The sequence below is a fragment of the Clostridioides sp. ZZV15-6597 genome (assembly GCF_020657815.1).
Lineage (GTDB): Bacteria > Bacillota > Clostridia > Peptostreptococcales > Peptostreptococcaceae > Clostridioides.
The window spans coordinates 1-21,032 of the sequence record NZ_JAGWCT010000073.1 but is presented as its reverse complement, the minus strand read 5'-3'; the positions used below and the strand labels follow the sequence as shown (position 1 = coordinate 21,032).

Genomic DNA, 21,032 nt, shown 5'->3' with positions numbered 1-21,032 from the left:
GGTATACTAATTAGTATAAAATAAAATATAAAAGAATTTATAAAAGTAAAATTATATTTATAAATTTCATAGTATAATTATAAGGATAATAAATTTTTAGGAGGATTAAAAAAATGGCAAAAGTTATAAATACATCTGAATTTAGAAGTAGTGTTGAAGGTAGTAAAGGAGTAGTTGTAGTAGATTTCTTTGCAACTTGGTGTGGACCTTGTAATATGTTAGGACCTGTATTTGCAGAATTAGGTGAAGAGATGAAAGACAAAGCTAGATTTGTAAAAGTTGATATAGATGAAAGCCTAGAAATAGCTCAACAATTTAGTGTATCTACAGTACCAACTATGATTATATTTAAAGATGGAGAGCCAGTTGAAACTCTAATTGGATTTATGCCTAAGAACAAAATTGAAATGAAAGTAAAATCATATTTATAAAAAATAGGTGAATATTATGAGATATGACATAGCTATAATAGGTAGTGGTCCAGCAGGATTATCTGCTGCTATAAATGCAAAAATAAGAAATAAAACAATGATTATGTTTGGCAATGATAATTTAAGCAATAAGCTTGTTAAAGCTCCTTCAATAGATAATTATTTAGGTTTTTATGATATAAGTGGAGATGAATTAAAAGACAAATTTAAATCGCATATAGATAACATGGATATTTCAATTGAAAATAAAAGAATAAATAATATTTATGCTATGGGAGAATACTTTGCAATAATGTCTGGAAATGATATGTATGAAGCTACTACTGTAATCCTTGCGACTGGTGTAGAATATACTAGACCAATAAAAGGTGAAGAAGAATTTCTAGGAAGAGGAGTAGGGTATTGTGCTACATGCGATGCACCACTTTATAGAAATAAAAAAGTAGCAGTCATAGGATATAATGAAGAATCTAAAGAAGAGGCGAATTTTTTAAGTGAACTTACTTCAAAAACTTATTTTATACCTATGTATAAAAAGGAAAACCTTATGAGAAGTTCAGATAATTTAGATGATTCTATTGAGATTATACACGATAGACCAGTGCAAATAGATGGAGATAAACTTGTAAATAAGATATCTTTTAAAGAAAATCACATTGAAGTTGATGGAGTATTCGTTATAAAAGATAGTACAGCTCCAAGTACGTTGATTCCTGGAATAGAAATTGATGGTATCCATATCAAGGTTGACAATAATATGAAAACTAATATAGAAGGATGTTTTGCTGCAGGAGACTGTGTAGGTAAACCATATTCTTATATCAAAGCAGCTGGGCAAGGACAAATAGCAGCATTAAATGCTGTTTATTATCTGGATAAATTAAAAAGAGCTTAATATAACTAGTAAGTAAATTTTTAAATATACAAATAAAAAACTGTCTAAAATAATTATATTATTTTAGACAGTTTTTTATTTGTATATTATTATTTCCTTTCGAGATATCTTAGAAATGTATCTCTAGGTGTGTTTATTTTGATAGATTTAAACTAACAATTGAAATATATATAGAAATAATTAGAATTATTTATAATAAGTTCCAAAATTTAAAAATAATAGTTGAAAAATCTAATTAAGAGTACTATAATTTAATTAAGTAATTACTTAATCAAAAAGAGGTATTTATGGAAAATTTGGTTAAAATATTTAAAGCATTGAGTGATGAAACTAGACTTAACATACTTATATTAGTATCTAAAAGAAATATCTGCCAAAAAGGAATTTCTAAATATTTAGGAATTTCGGATTCTGCTGTTTCACAACATATAAAAATATTAAAAGAAGTTGGCATAATAACAGGATATAAAGAAGGATACTATGTCTTATATCATATTAACAAAGAAGTGTTTAACATATGTATGGATTTTATAAATTCTATGTTAAGTAATTCTAGTGAAAGCTTTATAGATGTATTTGATGTAAATACAATACATCTAGGATGCAGTAAAGAATGTAAATCTATGAAAAAATGTTGTAAGAGAAGGGAGAAATAATAATGAAAGTATGTATACCAGTAGAAGAAAATAAAGGATTAGATAGTAAACCATATGGTCATTTTGGTTCTGCACCAATCTTTGTTGTGTGTGATTTAGAAAGTGGAGAAGTTAAATCTTTAGACAATGGAGATTTAGGTCATGAACATGGAAAGTGTCAACCAATAAAAGCATTATCAGGTACAATTGTAGATGCAGTGGTAGTTGGAGGAATAGGGCAAGGTGCCATAGTTAAATTAAATAGTATGGGAATAAAAGTTTATAGAGCTGAATCTGATACTATCAGTGGTAATTTGGACTTACTTAAAGATGGGAAATTAGTAGAATTTCCATCAAATCATACTTGTTCACATGATGGATGTGGACATCATTAAAAACAAGATAGCTGATGAAACATATGCTTCATCAGCTATTTTATCATTTTAACAAATAAGATTCTTCATCTTTCGTATTAAATTTTGAAGTTGTACAAAGTTTTTTATATAATCTTAAATTTATAAGTATCTTACTTTAGATTTTCTTTGTATGCTTTTCTATATAGTTAATATCATTTAATATATCATTAAGTTCTTTATTGAGTGTTTTTAAATCATCTCCATCTACATTATAGTTTAAAAATAATTCTTCTACATTATCAATAATAGAATTGACTTTTCTAGTAACTTCAACAAACGTTTTAAAGTTACTACTATTTTTAGCATTTAGAAATTTGTTTAAATCCTTTGATATAAATGATATTATTTCATATTCATCATTAAACAGACCTCTACCAATAGGATATGGTTCAATTCTTTGTAAAAAATATTGATCTTTAGCATTAATATTATAAGTATAAGATATTTCCCAGTTGTCTCCTAAATCAAACTTGATAAAATATAATGTACTACTTACTTTTGATATTTTTGTAGCTCCAAGTTGTCTTAAAAGAACTTCAATTGAATCTCCTTGAACAGTATTAATATTCATATATACACATCCCCTTTAATACTATTATACTATATTTTCTAAAATTTTATAATTAAATAAACAGTAGATATAATAATAGATATAATCATAAGTGGAAAACCTATCTTAAAATACTCTTTAAAAGATATAGGATGACCATGCTTATTACCTATACCTGCTAGTACAACATTGGCAGAGGCTCCAATAAGTGTCCCATTACCTCCAAGACAAGCTCCAAGAGATGTTGCCCACCATAGTGGCATTACATCAATTCCTTCAGCCTGCATAGTCAAAATAAGTGGAATTAATGTTGCAACAAAAGGAATATTATCTAAGAATGAAGAAACTATTGCTGATAACCATAATATTAATAACATCGTAAATACAATATGGCCCTCTGTAAGTCCAATTAATGCTTGAGCTAATTTATTTATTATACCCACTTCTACTAATCCACCAACTACTACAAATAATCCCATAAAGAATAATATTGTGGACCATTCAATACCTGCCATAATTTCATCTACATCTTGTTTTCCTATAAGAAGCATTATAGATGCACCAGTTAATGCTACAACAGAAGAATCTATATGGATTGTGCTATGAAACATAAAACCAAAGAGTATAAATGCTATTAAAAGAAGACTTTTTATAAGTAAGGGTTTATCTTTAATAGATTTTTTTTCATCAAGTTTTAATATTACTTCTTTGGCTTTATCATCCACAACAAGTTCTTTTCCATAAATAAATTTAAAACATATTATTGTTATAATAAGTATTACTATAACAGCAGGTCCTAAATTTATCACAAAATCCATGAAACTAAGATTGGCAGCACTACCAATCATAATATTTGGAGGGTCACCTATAAGAGTAGATGTACCTCCGATATTTGAAGCTAAAATTTGTGTTATTAAAAATGGAACTGGATTAAGTCCCAAAATTTGTGTAATAACTATAGTCATTGGCCCTATAAGTAAAACAGTAGTAACATTATCTAATACAGCAGATAAAATGGCTGTTATAATAGCAAAACAAATCATTATTCTCCATGGATCACCTTTAGCTTTTTTTGCAGTCCAAATAGCTATATATTCAAATAGCCCTGAGTTTTTAACAACAGCAACAAATAGCATCATACCAACTAATACTCCAATAGTATTGAAGTCTATATGGCTTAATCCTTCATCAAGTGTAAGTATATTGAAGATTATCATTAATAGTGCACCACCAACAGCTGCTACAGATCTGTTTACCTTTTCTGTAATAATAGCTGCCATAACTATTAAAAATATACATATAGCTATTATTTGTTGAAATTCCATAATATAAGTACCTCCATTTGTATTCTTTTGTGTCTAATGCTAGTACTATATATAGTATTACTTTTTTCTAGTTTTTTCAATGGATGTATAAAAGTATATTATTTAACAAAGTTTTCGAAAAATTAACAGAATTTAAAGAAAATTTTTGTTATTTAAATAAATTTTAAAATCATATCATTACTTATAATATTAAACGACAAACGAAAAAATATACTCCAAAAGTATAATTTATTGTATTTGATAAGCAATATAAAATATTAATTATATCTAAATTATAAAATTAATAGAATAAAGTTGAATTTAAAGATAAAACTGCAATTTATCAAACAAATTATTCATTTTAAACCTTGTAATTTAAATTTATAAATATTATAATTAAATTAATGAATTTTTCACAAGGAATTATGCATTTTTTTGATTTTAAGATTTATTGAGAAAACAATATTAACAGGGGGTAATTAATAAAATGGATTTTTTAAATGGTATTTTAACGGGCATTAATAATGCGGTAGTATTTGTAAACAATTACTTATGGTCTTATATTCTAATTATAATGTTAGTTGTAATTGGTATTTACTTTACTATTAAAACAAATTTTGTACAATTCAGATATTTTATAGAAATGTTTAGGCTTTTAGGTGATGGTGCAGCAAATAAAAATGCAAAAAAAGAAGGAAAAATATCTTCATTTCAAGCCTTTTGTATAAGTACATCTTCAAGAGTTGGTACTGGAAATATAGCAGGAATAGCAATTGCAGTAGTAGCAGGAGGTCCTGGTGCTGTATTTTGGATGTGGCTTATAGCATTAATTGGTTCTGCTTCAAGTTTTGTGGAGAGTACATTAGCTCAAATTTATAAAGTTAAGAATGGACCAGCTTTTAGAGGTGGACCAGCTTATTATATGGAACAAGGTTTAAATAAAAGATGGATGGGTGTTTTATTTTCAATACTTATAACTATCTGTTATGGATTTGTATTTAATGCAGTTCAAGCAAATACTGTTTCATTGGCATTTAATAATGCATTTGGTATAAGTAAAATGGCTATGGGAATAGGTCTTGGAATTTTAACAGCAATAGTTATTTTTGGTGGTGTTCATAGAATAGCAAAAGTTTCAGAAATAATAGTTCCTGTATTTGCAGGATTATACATATTAGTTGCTTTAGCTATAGTTGTAATGAATATAACAGAAATACCAGGAATTATATCATTAATAGTAGAAAGCGCATTTGATTTTAGAGGAATGGCAATTGGTACATTTATGGGAGTTGTAATGACTGGAGTAAAAAGAGGCTTATTTTCTAATGAAGCAGGTATGGGTAGTGCGCCTAATGCTGCTGCAACAGCACATGTAACTCATCCTGTAAAACAAGGTTTAATCCAATCTCTAGGTGTTTTTACAGATACTATAATTATATGTAGTTGTACAGCATTCATGGTATTATTATATTCAGATTATGCTAGTAGTGGAGCAACAGGAATTGAATTAGCTCAAGAAGCTTTAACTCACCATATAGGACCAATAGGAAATATTTTTATAGCAGTTTGTATATTCTTATTTGCATTTAGTTCTATAGTAGGAAATTATTACTATGGAGAATCAAATATGGAGTTTATGAGTGGAAGTAAAACTAAACTTAATGTATTTAGAGTTTTTGTTGTAGGTATGGTTTTATTTGGTTCTCTTACTCAAGTAGAGGTAGTTTGGAATTTAGCAGATTTATTTATGGCACTGATGGCTATAATAAACTTAATAGCAATAACTCTTTTAGGTAAGTACGCATTTATTGCTTTAAAAGATTATACAAGTCAAAAAAAATCTGGAATAAAAGATCCTGTATTTATTGCAGATGAAATAGAAGGATTAGAAAATGTATCAGAGTGGCACAATGAATTATCTGATGAACGTTTAGGATAAAAAGTATTATAAAAATTATAAAGTAATTTTGATAGATTAGAGTGTATTTAATTTATATGAATATAGTATTTTAGTTAACTTATATTACTGGAATTTTTAATTCCAGTAATATTTTTTTATCTCAAGTACTTTATATTTTATTAAAAGTTTTTAGTATTTAAATACAATTTAATTATTATAAATCCTATATTAAAACTTATATTTTTAAATACTACACAATCAAATCTTGTAAGTTATCTTCAAAACTTTCTAAGTAATCACAAAATAATCTAAACTCTTCTATATTTTTGATTTCTTGTAAATTTCTTAAGTCTATCATCATATTGCTATATTTATGCAGCATAAAACTCATATCATATATTTCACATTTAACAAATCCTTCTTGATAACTGTATTTATAAGGTTCATATTTTGAAAAATTTGATTCAAAGTATTTTATTTTAGCATAACATAATCTGTGTATGTTGAATAAAAGAGCAAGCACAGATTCTTTAACTGCAAACTTGTGTGTGAAGTATTTTATAGTGTGGTATTTATCGTGTTTAAATTCCCAAATTAAATCTTCATTCAAAGTAAGAGAATATTTTTTTATAAGGTTACGTTTTTCTAGTGTTAAATTTTGTATTGAACTTGTTTTCATAATTCAGTCCCCCATAAATATTCAATAAACAACCATTAAATTATGGTGTTCATTTATAGTTTATTATTGCTTACTTAATTATATTGTATAATTAATCGAGAAAATAATAAAATAGATAATTAATATAACATTAATATATGCTATAAATAAAAACGATAGCTTTGATAGTAATATATGCGAATTTATGGTATTTTATATTCAGAGTTATATTTGTAGTTATTTTAGGCTTTTAAAAGTATTTCTAATTATTAACTTATATTTTAGGGGAGAGGGAGATAAATTGTTCAGTAAGAATGAGTATATTGTTGTAGTATGCCGTGCTTGTTTTATGTTTTATCATAAAGATAATGATTTAAAGGAGAGAATATCCTTTTCAATACAGCCTATACCAAATGTACCATTTTATCACTATCTATTTGAAGGTAATGCTGAAAACTATATTAGAAATGTACAAACCAAAGTTTCTATTAAGAAAGCAACTTTGTATGTATTAATCCCAGATGACGCATTAAGTATAAAGAATATTACAAGAGTTTTTCACTCAATTAGGATGTAGAAAAATAATCTTTTCTAAACAAAATATTCTTTTAAGTAACTATGTAGAAAACTATGTTTCAATATCCTTTACTAATAGAGTTATTGCAGTTTCATATATAATCATGTTTAAAATTATTAAGTACCAAAAGACAAATATGCTTTGCCATCTTGGTACTTAATAGTATTTTATAGTCTCTATTTTAATTTCCACTATTTAATCAATAATAGTATTTAATCTAGAACCTTAAATAGGTTTGCCATTTCTAGTGCATTCATAGCACAATCATATCCTTTGTTTCCGGCTTTTGTGCCAGCTCTTTCAATAGCTTGTTCAATATTTTCTGTTGTTACTATTCCAAATATAACAGGTAATTCATTATCCAAAGATACTTTTGCAGTGCCTTTAGATACTTCACTACATACATAATCATAATGAGAAGTAGCACCTCTTATAACACATCCTAAACATATTATAGCATCATACTTACCACTCTTAGACATTTTTTGAGCAACAAGAGGAATCTCAAAAGCTCCAGGTACCCAAACTACTTCTATATTTTCCTGAGTAACATCATGTCTTAAAAGGCAATCTTGAGCACCAGATAAAAGTTTTGATGTTATAAATTCATTAAAACGAGAGTTTATTATACCTATTTTTAAGTCTTTTCCAATAAGTTTTCCTTCATATATCATTTTTATTTCCTCCAATTTTATTTAGGTTATAAATTTATATTTTTAGTATGTATACATATTATTGTAATAAAAATTACTTAGTAGAATAAGAATTAAATACCATTAGCTATATAATATCTAATAGATGTCCCATTTTATCCTTCTTAGTTTTTAGATATATTTTATTAAAATCATTGATTTCTTCATTAATAGGAACTCTATGCTCAATCTTTATTCCATATTTTTCTAACTGGTTTATTTTGTCAGGGTTATTACTTAAAAGATTTATACTTTTTATATGTAAGTTTTTTAATATTTGAGCAGCTATATAAAAATCTCTCATATCTTCTTCAAATCCAAGCATTAAATTTGCTTCAACAGTATCATAACCTTCTTCTTGAAGCTTATAAGCTTTAATTTTATTTAAAAGGCCAATACCTCTACCTTCCTGTTTCATATAAATTAAAACACCACTCCCATTTTCTACAATTTTTTTCATAGAAGTTTCTAATTGTAGGCCACAATCACATTTTAAAGAATGAAATACATCACCTGTTAAACATTCAGAATGAAGTCTAACTAGTGTATTTTCTTCGTTTACATTTCCGTAAGTAAGTGCAATGTGTTCTTCATTTGAATAAATATCTTTATATCCTATGATTTCAAAATTTCCATATTTTGTTGGAAGAAAAGCACTAGAAATTTTTTCTATAGTGGTTTCATTTCTTTTACGATATTCTATCAAGTCTTTTATAGTAATTATTTTTAAATTATGTTTTTCTTTAAATATCATTAAATCATCAACTCTTGCCATTGTACCATCATCTTTCATTATTTCGCAGATAAGACCAATTTCTTTAAATCCTGCAAGTCTAGCAAGGTCTACAGAAGCTTCTGTATGACCATCTCTAACTAGGACACCTCCAGTTTTTGCGATTAATGGGAATACATGTCCAGGCATTTTAAAATCTTTACTTGTGGAACTTTCATTACAGAATAGTTTGACAGTCTCAGCTCTCTCATATGCAGATATACCTGTTAAAGTGTCTATGCCATCTATAGTGACAGTAAATGCCGTTTGAAATGTGTCTGTATTTTCTTTAACCATAAGAGGTATATTTAAACTTTTAAATTTTTCTTCAGTAGCAGGTAGACAAATAAGTCCTCTACCATATGTAGCCATAAAGTTTATTGTCTCAGCTGTAGCCATTTCAGCTGCCATCAATAAATCTCCTTCATTTTCTCTACTTTCATCATCAACTACGATTACCATTTTTCCATTTTTGATATCATTAATAGCTTCTTCAATAGTATTAAACATGTAATTCACTCCTTTATTATTTTTAAAAACCATTTTTAAATAAAAATTCTTTATCTATATTTGATTTATAGTTATTACTATTAGAATTTAATTCCTTGTAGTTTTTTACAAGAAAATTATTAACATACTTTCCAATTACATCACTTTCTAAATTGACAAAATCTCCAACATTCTTGGTTAAGAGAGTAGTGTTAAATTTAGTATGAGGTATAACAGAAACCTTAAATATTTCATCATCTAGATAAGCTATAGTTAGGCTTACACCATCAATAGCCACAGAGCCTTTGTGTATTATTGTTGATAAAAGTTCTTTGGATGATTGTATGCTTATTAAAACTGCGTTTTCATCTTTTTCAAATTTACAAATAGTACCTTTACTATCAACATGACCTGTTACTATGTGTCCACCAAATCTAGAAGAAAGACTCATAGCTCTTTCGAGATTTACTTTATCATTTGGATTTAATGAACTTAAATTTGTGGAACGAACTGTTTCCATCATGACATCAGCAGTAAATTCATTTTTACCTAAACTTGAAACAGTTAAGCAAACTCCATTTACAGCAATACTATCTCCAAGATTTGTGCCATCTAGTATTTTATTTGATTGTATGCTGACTTTTCCACTTTTGCCATTAGCTGTGATTTTTCTAAGTATTCCAACTTCTTCTACTATGCCAGTAAACATTTTGACCTCCTAGACATGTATTTATAAATTTAATTTAAAACATCAGACTCCACCAAAATATCTCCATCTATTAAAGTTACATTCTTAATTTCTAATTGTATAGCATCTGATAAGTAATTTATTCCCTCTCCAGAAACGAAAGTAGGAGCATCTTTTCCACCTATAATTTTAGGTGATAAAAATAATTTGACTTTATCAACTAAATTGTTTCTAAATAGACTGTCATTAAGTGTAGCACCACCTTCAACTAAAACAGAATCAATTTTCAATTCTCCTAATTTATACATTACAAATTCTAAATCTACCATATTATTTTTTTTAGGAGAAAGTACTACTTCAATATTATTTTTTATTAGAACTGATGATTTTTCACTATCTTCACAACACGTAAAAACTATAGTTTTACTGTTTTTATCTTTAACTAATTTGCTATCAACTGGCAATTTTAAATTTGTGTCTATTATTATTCTTACAGGGTGAGATACATTTTCCTGGTTAAGTCTGCAAGTTAGCAACGGATTATCATTTAAAACTGTATTTATCCCAACCATTATACCTTGATATTTATTTCTATACTTATGACTTAGATATCTTGAGGATTCATTAGATATCCATTTTGATTCTAGCGATTTTGTGGCAATCTTGCCATCTAAACTTACTGCTGATTTTACAATACAAAGAGGTTTTTTTGTTTTTATGTAGTAAAAAAATATTTCATTTAATTGTTTTGCTTCTTTTTCTAATACACCTACAGTAACATCAATGTTATTGTCCCTTAGTTTTTTTACTCCATTACCACAAACGATTGGATTTGGGTCTAATGTAGATATTACGACTCTCTTAATCTTATTTTGAATAATTTTATCTACACAAGGAGGTGTTTTGCCATAATGAGAACATGGTTCTAAATTTACATAAAGAGTAGTGTCTTTTAAACTTTGATTAGCACTATTTATAGCATTTATTTCAGCGTGATTAGAGCCAAATTTCTCATGATATCCTTTACCTATTATGTCGTTATCCTTAACAATTACACATCCCACTAATGGATTTGGATTTACAAAACCTTCTCCATTTTTGGCCAATTCAATAGCTTTTTTCATATAATAAATATCTTTTTCTTTTTGACTTATAAATTTCACAATATTTACACCTCCTATTTAAACTTAGATAATTTTCAAACAAAAAACCCTGAGAATTAACTCAGGGTCTAGAATAATCTACAATAAATATTGCATAAATGTATAGCAAAACTGCTCTACAAAAACACTTATTTAGCATATATCTTCTTCCATCCAGACTTTACTGTCGGCTTTGGAATTTAACCAAATCAACCAAGTTTTAACTCAGCTCGCGGGCTATACCGCCGATTGGGAATTTCACCCTACCCCGAAGATTAAGTATTAAATTTATATTTAGAATGTATCATAAATTATTTTACTTTGCAAACTATTTTTTTAAAAATATATGTTAATATATAATATATAACAGCTAGAAACTTTGGAATAATGCGATTGTGAATATAAAAATAAAAATTTGAACATAATCAGAAAAGAAGTTTAATTAATTTGAATTGGGAGAGAAATATATGAACAAAAAACCTTTAGAAATATTATCAAAATACTATGGATATACAAGTTTTAGAAAAGGCCAAGAGTCCATAATAAATTCTATTTTGAATAAAAAAGATGTATTAGCTATAATGCCAACTGGAGGAGGAAAATCTATATGTTATCAACTTCCAGCATTGATATTAGATGGGATGACAGTAGTGATTTCACCACTTATATCTCTTATGAAAGACCAAGTAGACGCTTTAAAAGCCATGGGAATCAATGCTGCTTTTATAAATAGTTCATTGGGAAACAAAGAATTTAATGAAATATTAAGTAATATTAGAAAAAATACTTATAAAATACTTTATATTGCTCCAGAAAGATTAGATACTCAAGAATTTCTTGAACTAATAAATAATAATGACATAAGCCAAATTGCAATAGATGAAGCACATTGTGTATCTCAATGGGGACATGATTTTAGACTGAGCTATAGAAGGATTTCTACGTTTATCAATAGTTTGTCTAAAAGACCCATAGTCACAGCTTTTACAGCTACTGCATCAGAAGAGGTAAGAGCTGATATAATAAATTTATTGTGTTTAGAGAGTCCAGATTGTTACATAACAGGGTTTGATAGAGAAAACCTAGCAATAAATATAGTAAAATCATCTAGTAAAAATAAATATATTTTAGATTATATTCAAAATCATAAAAATGAGTCTGGAATTATATATACAGCTACTAGAAAAGAAGTTGAAAATATCTATAATGGCTTAGCAAAGAGAAATATATCTGTATCAAAATACCATGCAGGTTTATCTAAAAATGAAAGAAATAAGAATCAAGAAGATTTTATAAATGATAATATAGATATAATGATAGCAACAAATGCATTTGGAATGGGTATTGATAAGCCCAATATAAGATGGGTTATACACTATAATATGCCTCAAAGTGTAGAAAATTACTACCAAGAAATAGGGAGAGCTGGTAGGGATGGAGAAAAAAGTGAATGTATACTTTTATTTTCTCCAGGAGATGTACATATACAAAAATATTTAATAGATATTGGTGTTGAAAATCCCGAAAGAAAATTATTTCAACATAAAAAACTTCAGCATATGATTGATTTAGTCTATAGTAATTCTTGTTATAGGAAGACAATATTAAATTATTTTGGGGAAAATTATGTAGAAAATTGTAATAACTGTAGTAATTGTCTAGTGGAGGGGGAAATAGTAGATAAAACCATAGATGCTCAAAAAGTTATTTCATGTGTAGCTAGAATGAAAAGAAGCTATGGTGTTAATACTATTGTAGATGTACTTAGAGGGTCTAAAAACAAAAAAATTTTACAACTTGGTTTAGATACTTTGTCTACATATAATATTATGAGAGATTATTCAAGTGAAGACTTGAAGAATTTTATAAATACATTAGTTTCTCATGGGTTTTTAGATTTAGTCGAAACTTTAGGTAGCGGAAACAGAGGAAGTTACCCAACTATAAGATTAAATGATATGTCTATGAAAGTTTTGAAGGGTGAGGCAAAGGTAGAATTTAAGGAAATTGTAATGACAAAATCCCTAGAAGTAGAAGATGAATTATATAATGCTTTAAGAGAGTTAAGACACTTAATTGCAAGTGAAGAAAAAATAGCTCCATATATGGTTTTTGGAGATGGAACACTTAGAGCTATGTCTAGTAGTTATCCAGTCAATAAAGAAGAAATGCTAAATATATCCGGAGTAGGAGAAATTAAATATCAAAAATATGGTGAAGATTTTGAAACACTAATCAAAGAATATGTCGAAAAAAATAATATAAATAAAAAAGATAAAGAAAAAAATATCGATTTAACGAATGATAATAGTGAATTTCTTGAAGTTAATACAGATAAAGCTTTATATGAAAGGCTAATAAATATTCGAGAAGAATATGCTAAAAAAGAAAAATTACTTCCATACATGATTTTAACTAATAAAGCTTTGAAAGAAATAAGTGGAAGATATCCCATTGATAAAGAACAATTAAAGGATATTTCAGGTATAGGTGAAGTAAAAATTGAAAAGTATGGGGCTAGTATTTTAGATGAAGTTAAACATTATGTAAAAGAAAATAGTATTGATGTTAATTGGGAGAAAAAGAAAAAAAGAAAATTGATACTAGATGGAGAAAGCAGAAAAAACAATGAAATAGCATTAGATTTACTAAATCAAGGGAAGGACATACAAAGTGTTAGCCAAGAAATAGAAGTATCCTTATCTACGGTTATTGGATATGTATATGATTATGTGAAAGATGGGCAGAGTATGTCATTTACATTGGATTTAGAAAGTTTTTATACTGAAGATGAAAAGAAAATGATTTTAGAAGTGTGTGAAAAAATAGGTTATGAAAATTTAAATAACATAAAAAGAAAACTTCCAGATTCAATAAAGTATGAAAATATAAGGGCTGTAATACTTAAAACTTATCTTGAAAATTCGAAAAAAGGTGTATCGTTAGAGTAAAGTTAGGTGGATTAAAATATAAAATTTGTATTATTGTGTTGAACTAATATTTTTGCTGTGTTATACTGAATTTGTAAAAATGATAAAAATTTAGAGCTAGGGGCGCTAGAATTGGCTAGCTGAGAGATAAAGCCGTAACTTACAAACCCTAATAACCTGATCAAGATAATGCTTGCGAAGGGAAGCTTTGTAATATAATTTTGTTATATAAATAGATAAATTATTCTGTATAGTGAGAAATTTGTCTAAGTGTATATATGATTATAAGAGTGCTTTCCAAAACAAGGAAAAGCACTTTTTTTATTGTTAAAAACTATAACTTTAATCTTGGAGGAATGTAATATGAATTATACAACGCAAATGGATGCTGCTAGAAAAGGCATAATAACTAAAGAAATGGAAATCGTTTCTCAAAAGGAACAAGTAGATGTAAATGAATTAAGAGAATTAATAGCAAAGGGACAAGTTGTTATACCTGCTAACAAAAATCATAAATCCTTAAGTGCAGAAGGTGTAGGTAAAAATTTAAGAACAAAGATAAATGTAAACCTAGGAATTTCAAGAGATTGTAAGAATATAGAAAATGAACTTGAAAAAGTTAAAGTGGCAATAGACATGAAAGCTGAAGCAATAATGGACTTAAGTAACTATGGAAAAACTAGAGAATTTAGAGAAAAAGTTGTTGAAATGTCACCTGCAATGATAGGTTCGGTTCCTATGTATGATGCAGTAGGGTATTTAGAAAAAGAACTAAAGGATATAACAGAAGAAGAATTTTTAAATGTAATAAGACAACATGCTATTGACGGAGTTGATTTTATTACTATACATGCTGGTCTTACTAGAAGTGTTTGCCAAAAGATAAAAAATCATGAAAGATTGACTCATATAGTATCTCGTGGAGGTTCATTATTATTTGCTTGGATGGAGTTAAATAATAAAGAAAATCCTATTTATACTAATTTTGATAAGATTTTAGATATTTGTGAAGAATATGATGTTACATTAAGTTTAGGAGATGCTTGCAGACCTGGTTGTATAAAAGATTCTACAGATGGTGTTCAGATTCAAGAACTTGTTGTATTAGGAGAGCTTACTAAAAGAGCATGGGAAAGAAATGTACAAGTCATGATAGAAGGCCCTGGTCATATGGCTATTGATGAAATAGAAGCAAATGTAGTGTTAGAAAAAAGACTATGTCATGGAGCGCCTTTTTATGTTCTTGGACCATTGGTTACGGATATAGCACCAGGTTATGACCATATAACTAGTGCAATAGGAGGAGCATTAGCATGTGCTAAAGGAGTAGATTTTTTATGCTACGTAACTCCAGCAGAACACTTAAGATTACCTAATTTAGATGATATGAAAGAAGGGATAATAGCTGCTAAAATAGCTGCTCATGCAGGAGATATAGCTAAGAATGTTAAAGGAGCTCGTGAGTGGGATAACAAAATGAGTAAAGCTAGAGCAGATTTAGATTGGTGTGAAATGTTTAGACTTGCAATAGACCCTGAAAAGGCTAAAAGATATAGAGATGAGTCAACTCCTACTCATGAAGATAGTTGTACTATGTGTGGAAAAATGTGTTCAATGAGAACAGTTAAGAAAATATTAAACAATGAGGAACTTAATTTAATATAATTTGTACCAAGGATTGGTTGAATAAAGTCAAAAGGAGGAGGTGAGTTAGTGAAGGTTAATGGCAAGAATATTGAATTCAAAGAAAATTTAACTGTTATAGATTTGTTGAATAAATATAACTTAAAGAGTGATAGAGTTGTAGTTGAGATAAATCTAGAAATAGTTGAAGAATCTAATTACAATACATATATATTAAAGGATGAAGATGTTGTAGAACTTATTGGCTTTATTGGAGGTGGTTAAAATAAAAATATTTGTAAATGAAATATTAACAGATGTTGAAGAAAATACAACTGCCTATAAAGTTAGAGATAATTATAATCATAAATGTGATGTATTGGTGTTGAATGGATATCCAATTAAAGCCGACATTCCACTTTCTGAAAATGATAAATTAACACTTATACAAAAAGGGGTTAAGCCTTCTTTTGATGAGCTAGAAAGCTTGTTGATAGCTAGGCATACTCCAAATGTGCATAATAAATTAAAAAAAGGAAGAGTTGCTATATTGGGACTAGGTGGACTTGGATCCAATATAGCTATCTCTTTAGCTCGAATTGGAGTTGGAGAACTTCTACTTATAGATTATGATGTTGTAGAGCCATCTAACTTAAATAGACAGCAATACTTTATAGACGATATAGGAAAACTAAAAACAGATGCTATGGTTGAAAATATAACAAAAATTAATCCATTTGTAAAATTAAAAACGCAAAATGTTTTTTTAAATAAATACAATATGGATGTACTTAAAGAGGCAGATTTGATAATTGAAGCTTTCGATGATGCTTCATGTAAAGCACAAGTTTGTAATTATACCTTACTAAACTTGAAAGATAAATATTTGATAGCATCATCAGGTATGGCAGGTTATTATGATTCAAATATAATAACTACTAAGAAAATAAGAGATAGATTTTATATATGTGGAGATTTTGTAAATGAAGCTAAATTTGGAGAAGGACTTATGGCACCAAGAGTAGCTATTTGCGCAAATCATATGGCAAATTTGGCAACACAAATACTTATAGATATGTAAATGCGTGAGTCACAAAATAAAAAGATTGAAAATTGAAAAAGTTAAGATAGGGAGGAAAGAAAATGGATAAATTAGTACTTGGAGGACATGAATTTAATAGTAGATTATTGGTTGGAACAGGTAAATATGGCTCAAATGATATATTGCCTAAAGTAATCAAAGAAAGTGGAAGCGAAATAATAACAATGGCACTTAGAAGAGTAGATTTAGATAATAAACAAGAAAATATCTTAACGTATATTCCAAAAGAAATGACTATACTTCCAAATACATCAGGAGCTACTAATGCAGAAGAAGCTGTAAGAATAGCTAGAATATCTAGAAAAATGGGTTGTGGAGACTTTATAAAAATAGAAGTAATATCAGATACTAGATACTTACTTCCTGATAATGAAGAAACTATAAAAGCTACAAAAATACTTGCTGATGAGGGATTTATAGTACTTCCATATATGACGCCAGACCTTTATGCTGGAAGAAGACTTATAGAAGCTAAAGCAGCAGCGGTTATGCCTCTTGGTGCTCCAATTGGTTCAAATAGAGGTCTTCAAATGAAAGAAATGATAAAAATAATGATAGATGAATTAGATATACCAATAATAGTTGATGCAGGTATTGGTAAACCGTCTCAAGCTATGGAAGCTATGGAAATGGGCGCTGATGCAGTACTTGTTAATACTGCTATAGCTTCAGCAGGTGACCCTGTGCAAATGGCTAGAGCATTTAAGTTAGCTGTAGAAGGTGGACGAGAAGCTTATATAGCAAAAGCAGGAAGTGTATCAGAATTTGCAAACGCATCTTCTCCTTTAACAGGTTTTTTAGGCAATTTATAGAAAGTGGTGATTGATGATGAGTTTTTATGAGGTAATAGAAAAATATAGGGATTTTGATTTTGATGGATATTTAAATAATGTTACAGACAATGATGTTTTAAGAAGTTTATCAAAAGACAAACTTGAGGATTTTGATATATTAAATTTACTTTCTGAAACTGCTGTAAAACATTTAGAAGCTATGGCACAAAAAGCACATAAATTAAGTGTTCAATATTTTGGAAAGACAGTCTGTCTATATACCCCAATGTATATAGCAAATTACTGTGTAAATCAATGTGTTTATTGTAGTTACAATATAAAAAGTGGAATAAAAAGAAAAAAACTAACTATGGATGAAATTAGAGAGGAAGGAAATGAAATTTCAAAAGAAGGTTTCAAACACCTACTTGTTTTAACTGGTGAAAGTAGTTTTCATTCAAGTGTAGAATATATAGGTGAAGCTATAGAAATATTAAGAGATAAATTTCCATCTATAGGAATTGAAGTATATCCGATGGAAGTAGATGAATATAAGTATATTGTAGACAAAGGTGTTGAAGGTCTAACTGTATACCAAGAGACTTATGATGAGGAAATATATAAAAGAGTACATTTAAAAGGGCCAAAATCAAATTATAAATTTAGATTAGATGCTCCTGAAAGAGGAGCAAAGGCAGGTATGAGAACTCTATCAATAGGAGCGCTTTTAGGATTAAACGATTTTAGAAAAGAGACCTTCTTTACGATATTGCATGGGAAATATCTAAAAACAAAATATCCTCATATTGAGCTTTCATATTCAACACCAAGAATGAGACCATTCAAAGGTTGTTTTGAAGAATTAGTAGATATAAGCGATACTGATTTAGTTCAAGCTATGGTTTGTATGAGACTGTTTGACCCTCATGCAGCTTTAAATATATCTACTAGAGAAAATTTAGAAATGAGAAGTCATATAATACCTTTAGGGGTAACTAAATTAAGTGCAGGTGTATCTACAGATGTAGGAGGTCATTCTCAAGATGAACATGATACTGCTCAATTCAAAATAAATGATGAAAGTACTGTTGAAGATATAGAGAAAATGCTAAATTCAATTGGTTATCAACATGTATTTAAAGATTGGGAAAGATTTTAGATGTATTTGATAACAAATAGAAATTTATGTAGTGAGGAACGATACTTAGAGGTTATTAAAGAATCTATATTGAGTGGCGTAGAAAATATTATAATAAGAGAAAAAGATTTAGAATATGAAGCATTAAAAGATTTATATATAAAGATAAAAAAGAAAATCAAGTGCATTAATTTTCAAGAAAAAATATTAGATGAAAGCTTGAAGAACAGTATAAAAAAGAAAGAAAATAATGATGGCTTTAACGTAAACTTCATAATAAATAGTAATATAGAATTTTTTGAAAAGATAGATTGTCAAGGTATTCATCTTCCATTTAAATTGTTTTTGAATTTACTGGGAAATAGGTATAATTTCAATGAAAATAAAATATTGGGATTGTCATTACATAAAGTAGAAGAAGTAAAGTATCTAGAAGAAATAATAAGAAAACAAAATATAGAAATAGATTACATAACATTATCACATATATATGAAACTAAGTGTAAAGAAAATTTATTGCCAAAAGGAATTGAACTTTTAAAGGAAGCTAAGAAAATTACTGATATTAAGATAGTTGCACTTGGAGGAATTCTACCATCTAATGTCAAAGAAACATTAAAATACTGTGATGATTTTGCTGTAATGTCAACTATAATGAAATCTAAAAATATTGAAGAAACAATATCAAATTATAATGAAAAAATTCAATTAGCAAAATAGGAAGTAAAGTATTTAAATTGAATAAAAATAAAAAAAGCTATCTTTTAAAATCTAAAAGAGAGCTTTTTTATTTTGTATCTTTGCTAATAAAAAATTGTAAAAAGGGAAAACTTTAGTCAGAGAGATTAAAAAATATCCTATATAGATTCAAAATTTAGTAAAGTATGGAGGACATTATAATGATTGACAGTAAGAAGAAACGATTTATTATACCACACACTTTTACAATTATATTCTTGCTAATAGTCTTAATGGCAATATTAACGTGGATAGTACCAAGTGGTGAATTTAGTAGAGAAGATGTAGAAGGTAGGATGGTTGTTGTACCAGGGACTTATCAAAGTGTAGAAAGTAATCCTCAAGGATTTACAGATGTTTTTAAAGCGCCTATAGAAGGTTTTATTGATTCAGCAGAAGTTGTAGGATTTGTTTTAATAGTTGGAGGTGCTTTTGGTATTGTAAATAGAACTGGAGCTATAGAAGCAGGAATAGCATCAGTTATATCGAAGTTTAAAGGAAAAGAACTACTTATAATTCCGATATCAATGATTTTATTTGGTCTTGGAGGTACTACATTTGGGATGGCAGAAGAAACATTACCATTTTATATGATATTTGTTCCACTTATGACATCCTTAGGATATGATTCTCTAACCGCCATTGCGATTGTATTTATAGGAGCAGCGGCAGGAGCGGCTGCATCGACAATAAATCCATTCTCAGTTGGTATTGCACAAGCACTAGCTCAACTTGCTCCTGGTTCAGGAGTAGCATATAGAGTAGTGATTTTTATAGCATATATATTAATCAGTATAGCGTTTGTAATGTATTATGCTAAAAAAGTTAAAGAAAACCCTGAAAGCTCAATAGTGTATGAGATAGATAAAAACAATAAATCAATACTTAATCATACTTCAACTGAAATAAAAGAGTTTACTTTTAAAGAAGTATCTGTTCTTGCTATATTTGGAATAGGAATGGCGATAATGATTTGGGGTGTTTTAAGTCAAGGATGGTATATCCCAGAAATATCAATGTGTTTTGCTGCGATAGGTGTACTTTCTGGATTAGTTGGTAGATTGTCACAAAGTGAAATTTCTGATAGTTTCATAGATGGAGCAAAAGATTTAGCATCAGCTGCTCTTGCAATAGCTTTAGCTCGTGGAATTGTAATAATTGCTCAAAATGGATTCATAATAGATACTATATTAAATTCTGCAGCAAGCTTTTTAGGTGGACTTCCAAAGGTTATATTTGTATATCTATCATTTTTCTTGGAAGCTGCGTTGGCATTTTTGATTCCATCATCTTCAGGACTTGCTTCACTTACAGTGCCTGTTCTTGCTCCTCTTGGTGATTTAGTTAATATATCAGCTCAAGTTATAGTAACTGCTTATCAATTTGGGGTAGGTCTTACAAACTTTATAACTCCAACATCTGGAGTACTAATGGGAGCACTTGCAGTAGCTCATGTTCCTTTCTCAAAATGGGTAAAATTTATAATGCCTATATTGTTGATTTTAACAGCTGTATCTTTAGTTTTTTTAACAATAGGTATATATATAGGTTTTTAATTGAAGAGAGTTTAATTTAATAT

At 28.2% G+C, this 21,032-nt stretch carries 21 protein-coding genes and 2 riboswitches; of the genes, 14 read left to right on the top strand and 7 right to left on the bottom strand.

The genetic code is table 11. From position 1 onward, the window contains the following. The first annotated feature begins 113 nt into the window (after positions 1-113). The 4 genes from trxA to KGF52_RS14890 all read left to right on the top strand — a co-directional run bounded on the left by trxA (position 114) and on the right by KGF52_RS14890 (position 2,356). Positions 114-431, top strand: a complete 318-nt coding sequence (gene trxA, locus KGF52_RS14905; RefSeq protein WP_227840685.1) for a thioredoxin — start codon at positions 114-116, stop codon at positions 429-431. Positions 432-447: 16 nt separating this feature from the next. Beyond that, positions 448-1,326: an NAD(P)/FAD-dependent oxidoreductase gene (locus KGF52_RS14900; RefSeq protein ID WP_227433183.1), complete on the top strand. Its 879-nt coding sequence runs from the start codon at positions 448-450 to the stop codon at positions 1,324-1,326. Between the two features lie 287 nt (positions 1,327-1,613). Next, on the top strand, positions 1,614-1,982 hold the full coding sequence (locus tag KGF52_RS14895) for an ArsR/SmtB family transcription factor (RefSeq protein WP_227828410.1): 369 nt from the start codon (positions 1,614-1,616) through the stop codon (positions 1,980-1,982). 2 nt (positions 1,983-1,984) lie between these two features. Continuing rightward, entirely contained in the window at positions 1,985-2,356 is a 372-nt protein-coding gene (locus tag KGF52_RS14890; RefSeq protein ID WP_227828411.1) for a NifB/NifX family molybdenum-iron cluster-binding protein, read from the top strand. A gap of 136 nt (positions 2,357-2,492) precedes the next feature. Here KGF52_RS14890 and KGF52_RS14885 read toward each other — a convergent pair whose 3' ends face one another. Together KGF52_RS14885 and KGF52_RS14880 are read right to left on the bottom strand one after the other, a co-directional pair. Further along, positions 2,493-2,948, bottom strand: coding sequence for a hypothetical protein (locus KGF52_RS14885; protein ID WP_227433186.1), 456 nt, complete (start codon positions 2,946-2,948; stop codon positions 2,493-2,495). 38 nt (positions 2,949-2,986) lie between these two features. After that, a complete protein-coding gene (locus tag KGF52_RS14880) occupies positions 2,987-4,252 on the bottom strand; it encodes an ArsB/NhaD family transporter (RefSeq protein ID WP_227433187.1) in 1,266 nt (421 codons plus the stop codon). A gap of 466 nt (positions 4,253-4,718) precedes the next feature. Between KGF52_RS14880 and KGF52_RS14875 the strand changes: the two genes are divergently transcribed. Next, positions 4,719-6,170: an alanine/glycine:cation symporter family protein gene (locus KGF52_RS14875; protein WP_227828412.1), complete on the top strand. Its 1,452-nt coding sequence runs from the start codon at positions 4,719-4,721 to the stop codon at positions 6,168-6,170. 211 nt (positions 6,171-6,381) lie between these two features. Here KGF52_RS14875 and KGF52_RS14870 read toward each other — a convergent pair whose 3' ends face one another. Further along, complete coding sequence (locus KGF52_RS14870; RefSeq protein WP_227828413.1) at positions 6,382-6,810, bottom strand: hypothetical protein; 429 nt, start codon at positions 6,808-6,810, stop codon at positions 6,382-6,384. A gap of 280 nt (positions 6,811-7,090) precedes the next feature. On the opposite strand from KGF52_RS14870, the gene KGF52_RS14865 reads away from it, so the two are divergent. After that, positions 7,091-7,366: a hypothetical protein gene (locus KGF52_RS14865; RefSeq protein WP_227840684.1), complete on the top strand. Its 276-nt coding sequence runs from the start codon at positions 7,091-7,093 to the stop codon at positions 7,364-7,366. Between the two features lie 212 nt (positions 7,367-7,578). Here KGF52_RS14865 and ribE read toward each other — a convergent pair whose 3' ends face one another. From ribE to ribD, 4 genes are all read right to left on the bottom strand, one after another. Then, positions 7,579-8,040, bottom strand: coding sequence for a 6,7-dimethyl-8-ribityllumazine synthase (gene ribE, locus KGF52_RS14860; protein WP_227840683.1), 462 nt, complete (start codon positions 8,038-8,040; stop codon positions 7,579-7,581). Between the two features lie 106 nt (positions 8,041-8,146). Then, the gene (locus KGF52_RS14855; protein ID WP_227840682.1) at positions 8,147-9,340 is read right to left on the bottom strand and encodes a bifunctional 3,4-dihydroxy-2-butanone-4-phosphate synthase/GTP cyclohydrolase II; all 1,194 of its coding nucleotides are present in this window, start codon (positions 9,338-9,340) and stop codon (positions 8,147-8,149) included. A 22-nt stretch (positions 9,341-9,362) separates the two neighbouring features. Continuing rightward, positions 9,363-10,028, bottom strand: a complete 666-nt coding sequence (locus KGF52_RS14850) for a riboflavin synthase (RefSeq protein WP_227840681.1) — start codon at positions 10,026-10,028, stop codon at positions 9,363-9,365. A 29-nt stretch (positions 10,029-10,057) separates the two neighbouring features. Continuing rightward, positions 10,058-11,170, bottom strand: a complete 1,113-nt coding sequence (ribD, locus tag KGF52_RS14845; RefSeq protein ID WP_227840680.1) for a bifunctional diaminohydroxyphosphoribosylaminopyrimidine deaminase/5-amino-6-(5-phosphoribosylamino)uracil reductase RibD — start codon at positions 11,168-11,170, stop codon at positions 10,058-10,060. 137 nt (positions 11,171-11,307) lie between these two features. Then, a riboswitch (FMN riboswitch) is annotated at positions 11,308-11,429 on the bottom strand. A gap of 187 nt (positions 11,430-11,616) precedes the next feature. Here ribD and recQ point away from each other — a divergent pair. The 8 genes from recQ to KGF52_RS14805 all read left to right on the top strand — a co-directional run bounded on the left by recQ (position 11,617) and on the right by KGF52_RS14805 (position 21,009). Then, positions 11,617-14,100, top strand: a complete 2,484-nt coding sequence (gene recQ / locus KGF52_RS14840) for a DNA helicase RecQ (protein ID WP_227840679.1) — start codon at positions 11,617-11,619, stop codon at positions 14,098-14,100. An 88-nt stretch (positions 14,101-14,188) separates the two neighbouring features. Next, a riboswitch (TPP riboswitch) is annotated at positions 14,189-14,300 on the top strand. A 142-nt stretch (positions 14,301-14,442) separates the two neighbouring features. After that, entirely contained in the window at positions 14,443-15,744 is a 1,302-nt protein-coding gene (thiC, locus tag KGF52_RS14835) for a phosphomethylpyrimidine synthase ThiC (protein ID WP_227433195.1), read from the top strand. A 48-nt stretch (positions 15,745-15,792) separates the two neighbouring features. Beyond that, the gene (gene thiS / locus KGF52_RS14830; RefSeq protein WP_227828419.1) at positions 15,793-15,987 is read left to right on the top strand and encodes a sulfur carrier protein ThiS; all 195 of its coding nucleotides are present in this window, start codon (positions 15,793-15,795) and stop codon (positions 15,985-15,987) included. Next, positions 15,974-16,783, top strand: coding sequence for a sulfur carrier protein ThiS adenylyltransferase ThiF (gene thiF / locus KGF52_RS14825; protein WP_227840686.1), 810 nt, complete (start codon positions 15,974-15,976; stop codon positions 16,781-16,783). The genes thiS and thiF overlap by 14 nt, the downstream gene beginning before the upstream one ends. 62 nt (positions 16,784-16,845) lie before the next feature. Next, complete coding sequence (locus KGF52_RS14820) at positions 16,846-17,616, top strand: thiazole synthase (RefSeq protein WP_227828421.1); 771 nt, start codon at positions 16,846-16,848, stop codon at positions 17,614-17,616. Positions 17,617-17,632: 16 nt separating this feature from the next. After that, positions 17,633-18,736, top strand: coding sequence for a 2-iminoacetate synthase ThiH (gene thiH / locus KGF52_RS14815; RefSeq protein WP_227840678.1), 1,104 nt, complete (start codon positions 17,633-17,635; stop codon positions 18,734-18,736). After that, on the top strand, positions 18,737-19,435 hold the full coding sequence (locus KGF52_RS14810; protein WP_227840677.1) for a thiamine phosphate synthase: 699 nt from the start codon (positions 18,737-18,739) through the stop codon (positions 19,433-19,435). It abuts the gene before it with no gap. A 179-nt stretch (positions 19,436-19,614) separates the two neighbouring features. After that, positions 19,615-21,009: a YfcC family protein gene (locus KGF52_RS14805; RefSeq protein WP_227828424.1), complete on the top strand. Its 1,395-nt coding sequence runs from the start codon at positions 19,615-19,617 to the stop codon at positions 21,007-21,009. The last annotated feature ends 23 nt before the right edge of the window (positions 21,010-21,032 follow it).

Coding starts and splice junctions, on each gene's coding strand:
- thiC (WP_227433195.1), top strand. CDS start 14,443: ATGAATTATACAACGCAAATGGATGCTGCTAGAAAAGGCATAATAACT.
- KGF52_RS14885 (WP_227433186.1), bottom strand. CDS start 2,948: ATGAATATTAATACTGTTCAAGGAGATTCAATTGAAGTTCTTTTAAGA.
- KGF52_RS14850 (WP_227840681.1), bottom strand. CDS start 10,028: ATGTTTACTGGCATAGTAGAAGAAGTTGGAATACTTAGAAAAATCACA.
- trxA (WP_227840685.1), top strand. CDS start 114: ATGGCAAAAGTTATAAATACATCTGAATTTAGAAGTAGTGTTGAAGGT.
- KGF52_RS14880 (WP_227433187.1), bottom strand. CDS start 4,252: ATGGAATTTCAACAAATAATAGCTATATGTATATTTTTAATAGTTATG.
- KGF52_RS14810 (WP_227840677.1), top strand. CDS start 18,737: ATGTATTTGATAACAAATAGAAATTTATGTAGTGAGGAACGATACTTA.
- KGF52_RS14855 (WP_227840682.1), bottom strand. CDS start 9,340: ATGTTTAATACTATTGAAGAAGCTATTAATGATATCAAAAATGGAAAA.
- KGF52_RS14875 (WP_227828412.1), top strand. CDS start 4,719: ATGGATTTTTTAAATGGTATTTTAACGGGCATTAATAATGCGGTAGTA.
- ribE (WP_227840683.1), bottom strand. CDS start 8,040: ATGATATATGAAGGAAAACTTATTGGAAAAGACTTAAAAATAGGTATA.
- recQ (WP_227840679.1), top strand. CDS start 11,617: ATGAACAAAAAACCTTTAGAAATATTATCAAAATACTATGGATATACA.
- KGF52_RS14805 (WP_227828424.1), top strand. CDS start 19,615: ATGATTGACAGTAAGAAGAAACGATTTATTATACCACACACTTTTACA.
- KGF52_RS14890 (WP_227828411.1), top strand. CDS start 1,985: ATGAAAGTATGTATACCAGTAGAAGAAAATAAAGGATTAGATAGTAAA.
- KGF52_RS14900 (WP_227433183.1), top strand. CDS start 448: ATGAGATATGACATAGCTATAATAGGTAGTGGTCCAGCAGGATTATCT.
- KGF52_RS14820 (WP_227828421.1), top strand. CDS start 16,846: ATGGATAAATTAGTACTTGGAGGACATGAATTTAATAGTAGATTATTG.
- thiH (WP_227840678.1), top strand. CDS start 17,633: ATGAGTTTTTATGAGGTAATAGAAAAATATAGGGATTTTGATTTTGAT.
- KGF52_RS14870 (WP_227828413.1), bottom strand. CDS start 6,810: ATGAAAACAAGTTCAATACAAAATTTAACACTAGAAAAACGTAACCTT.
- KGF52_RS14895 (WP_227828410.1), top strand. CDS start 1,614: ATGGAAAATTTGGTTAAAATATTTAAAGCATTGAGTGATGAAACTAGA.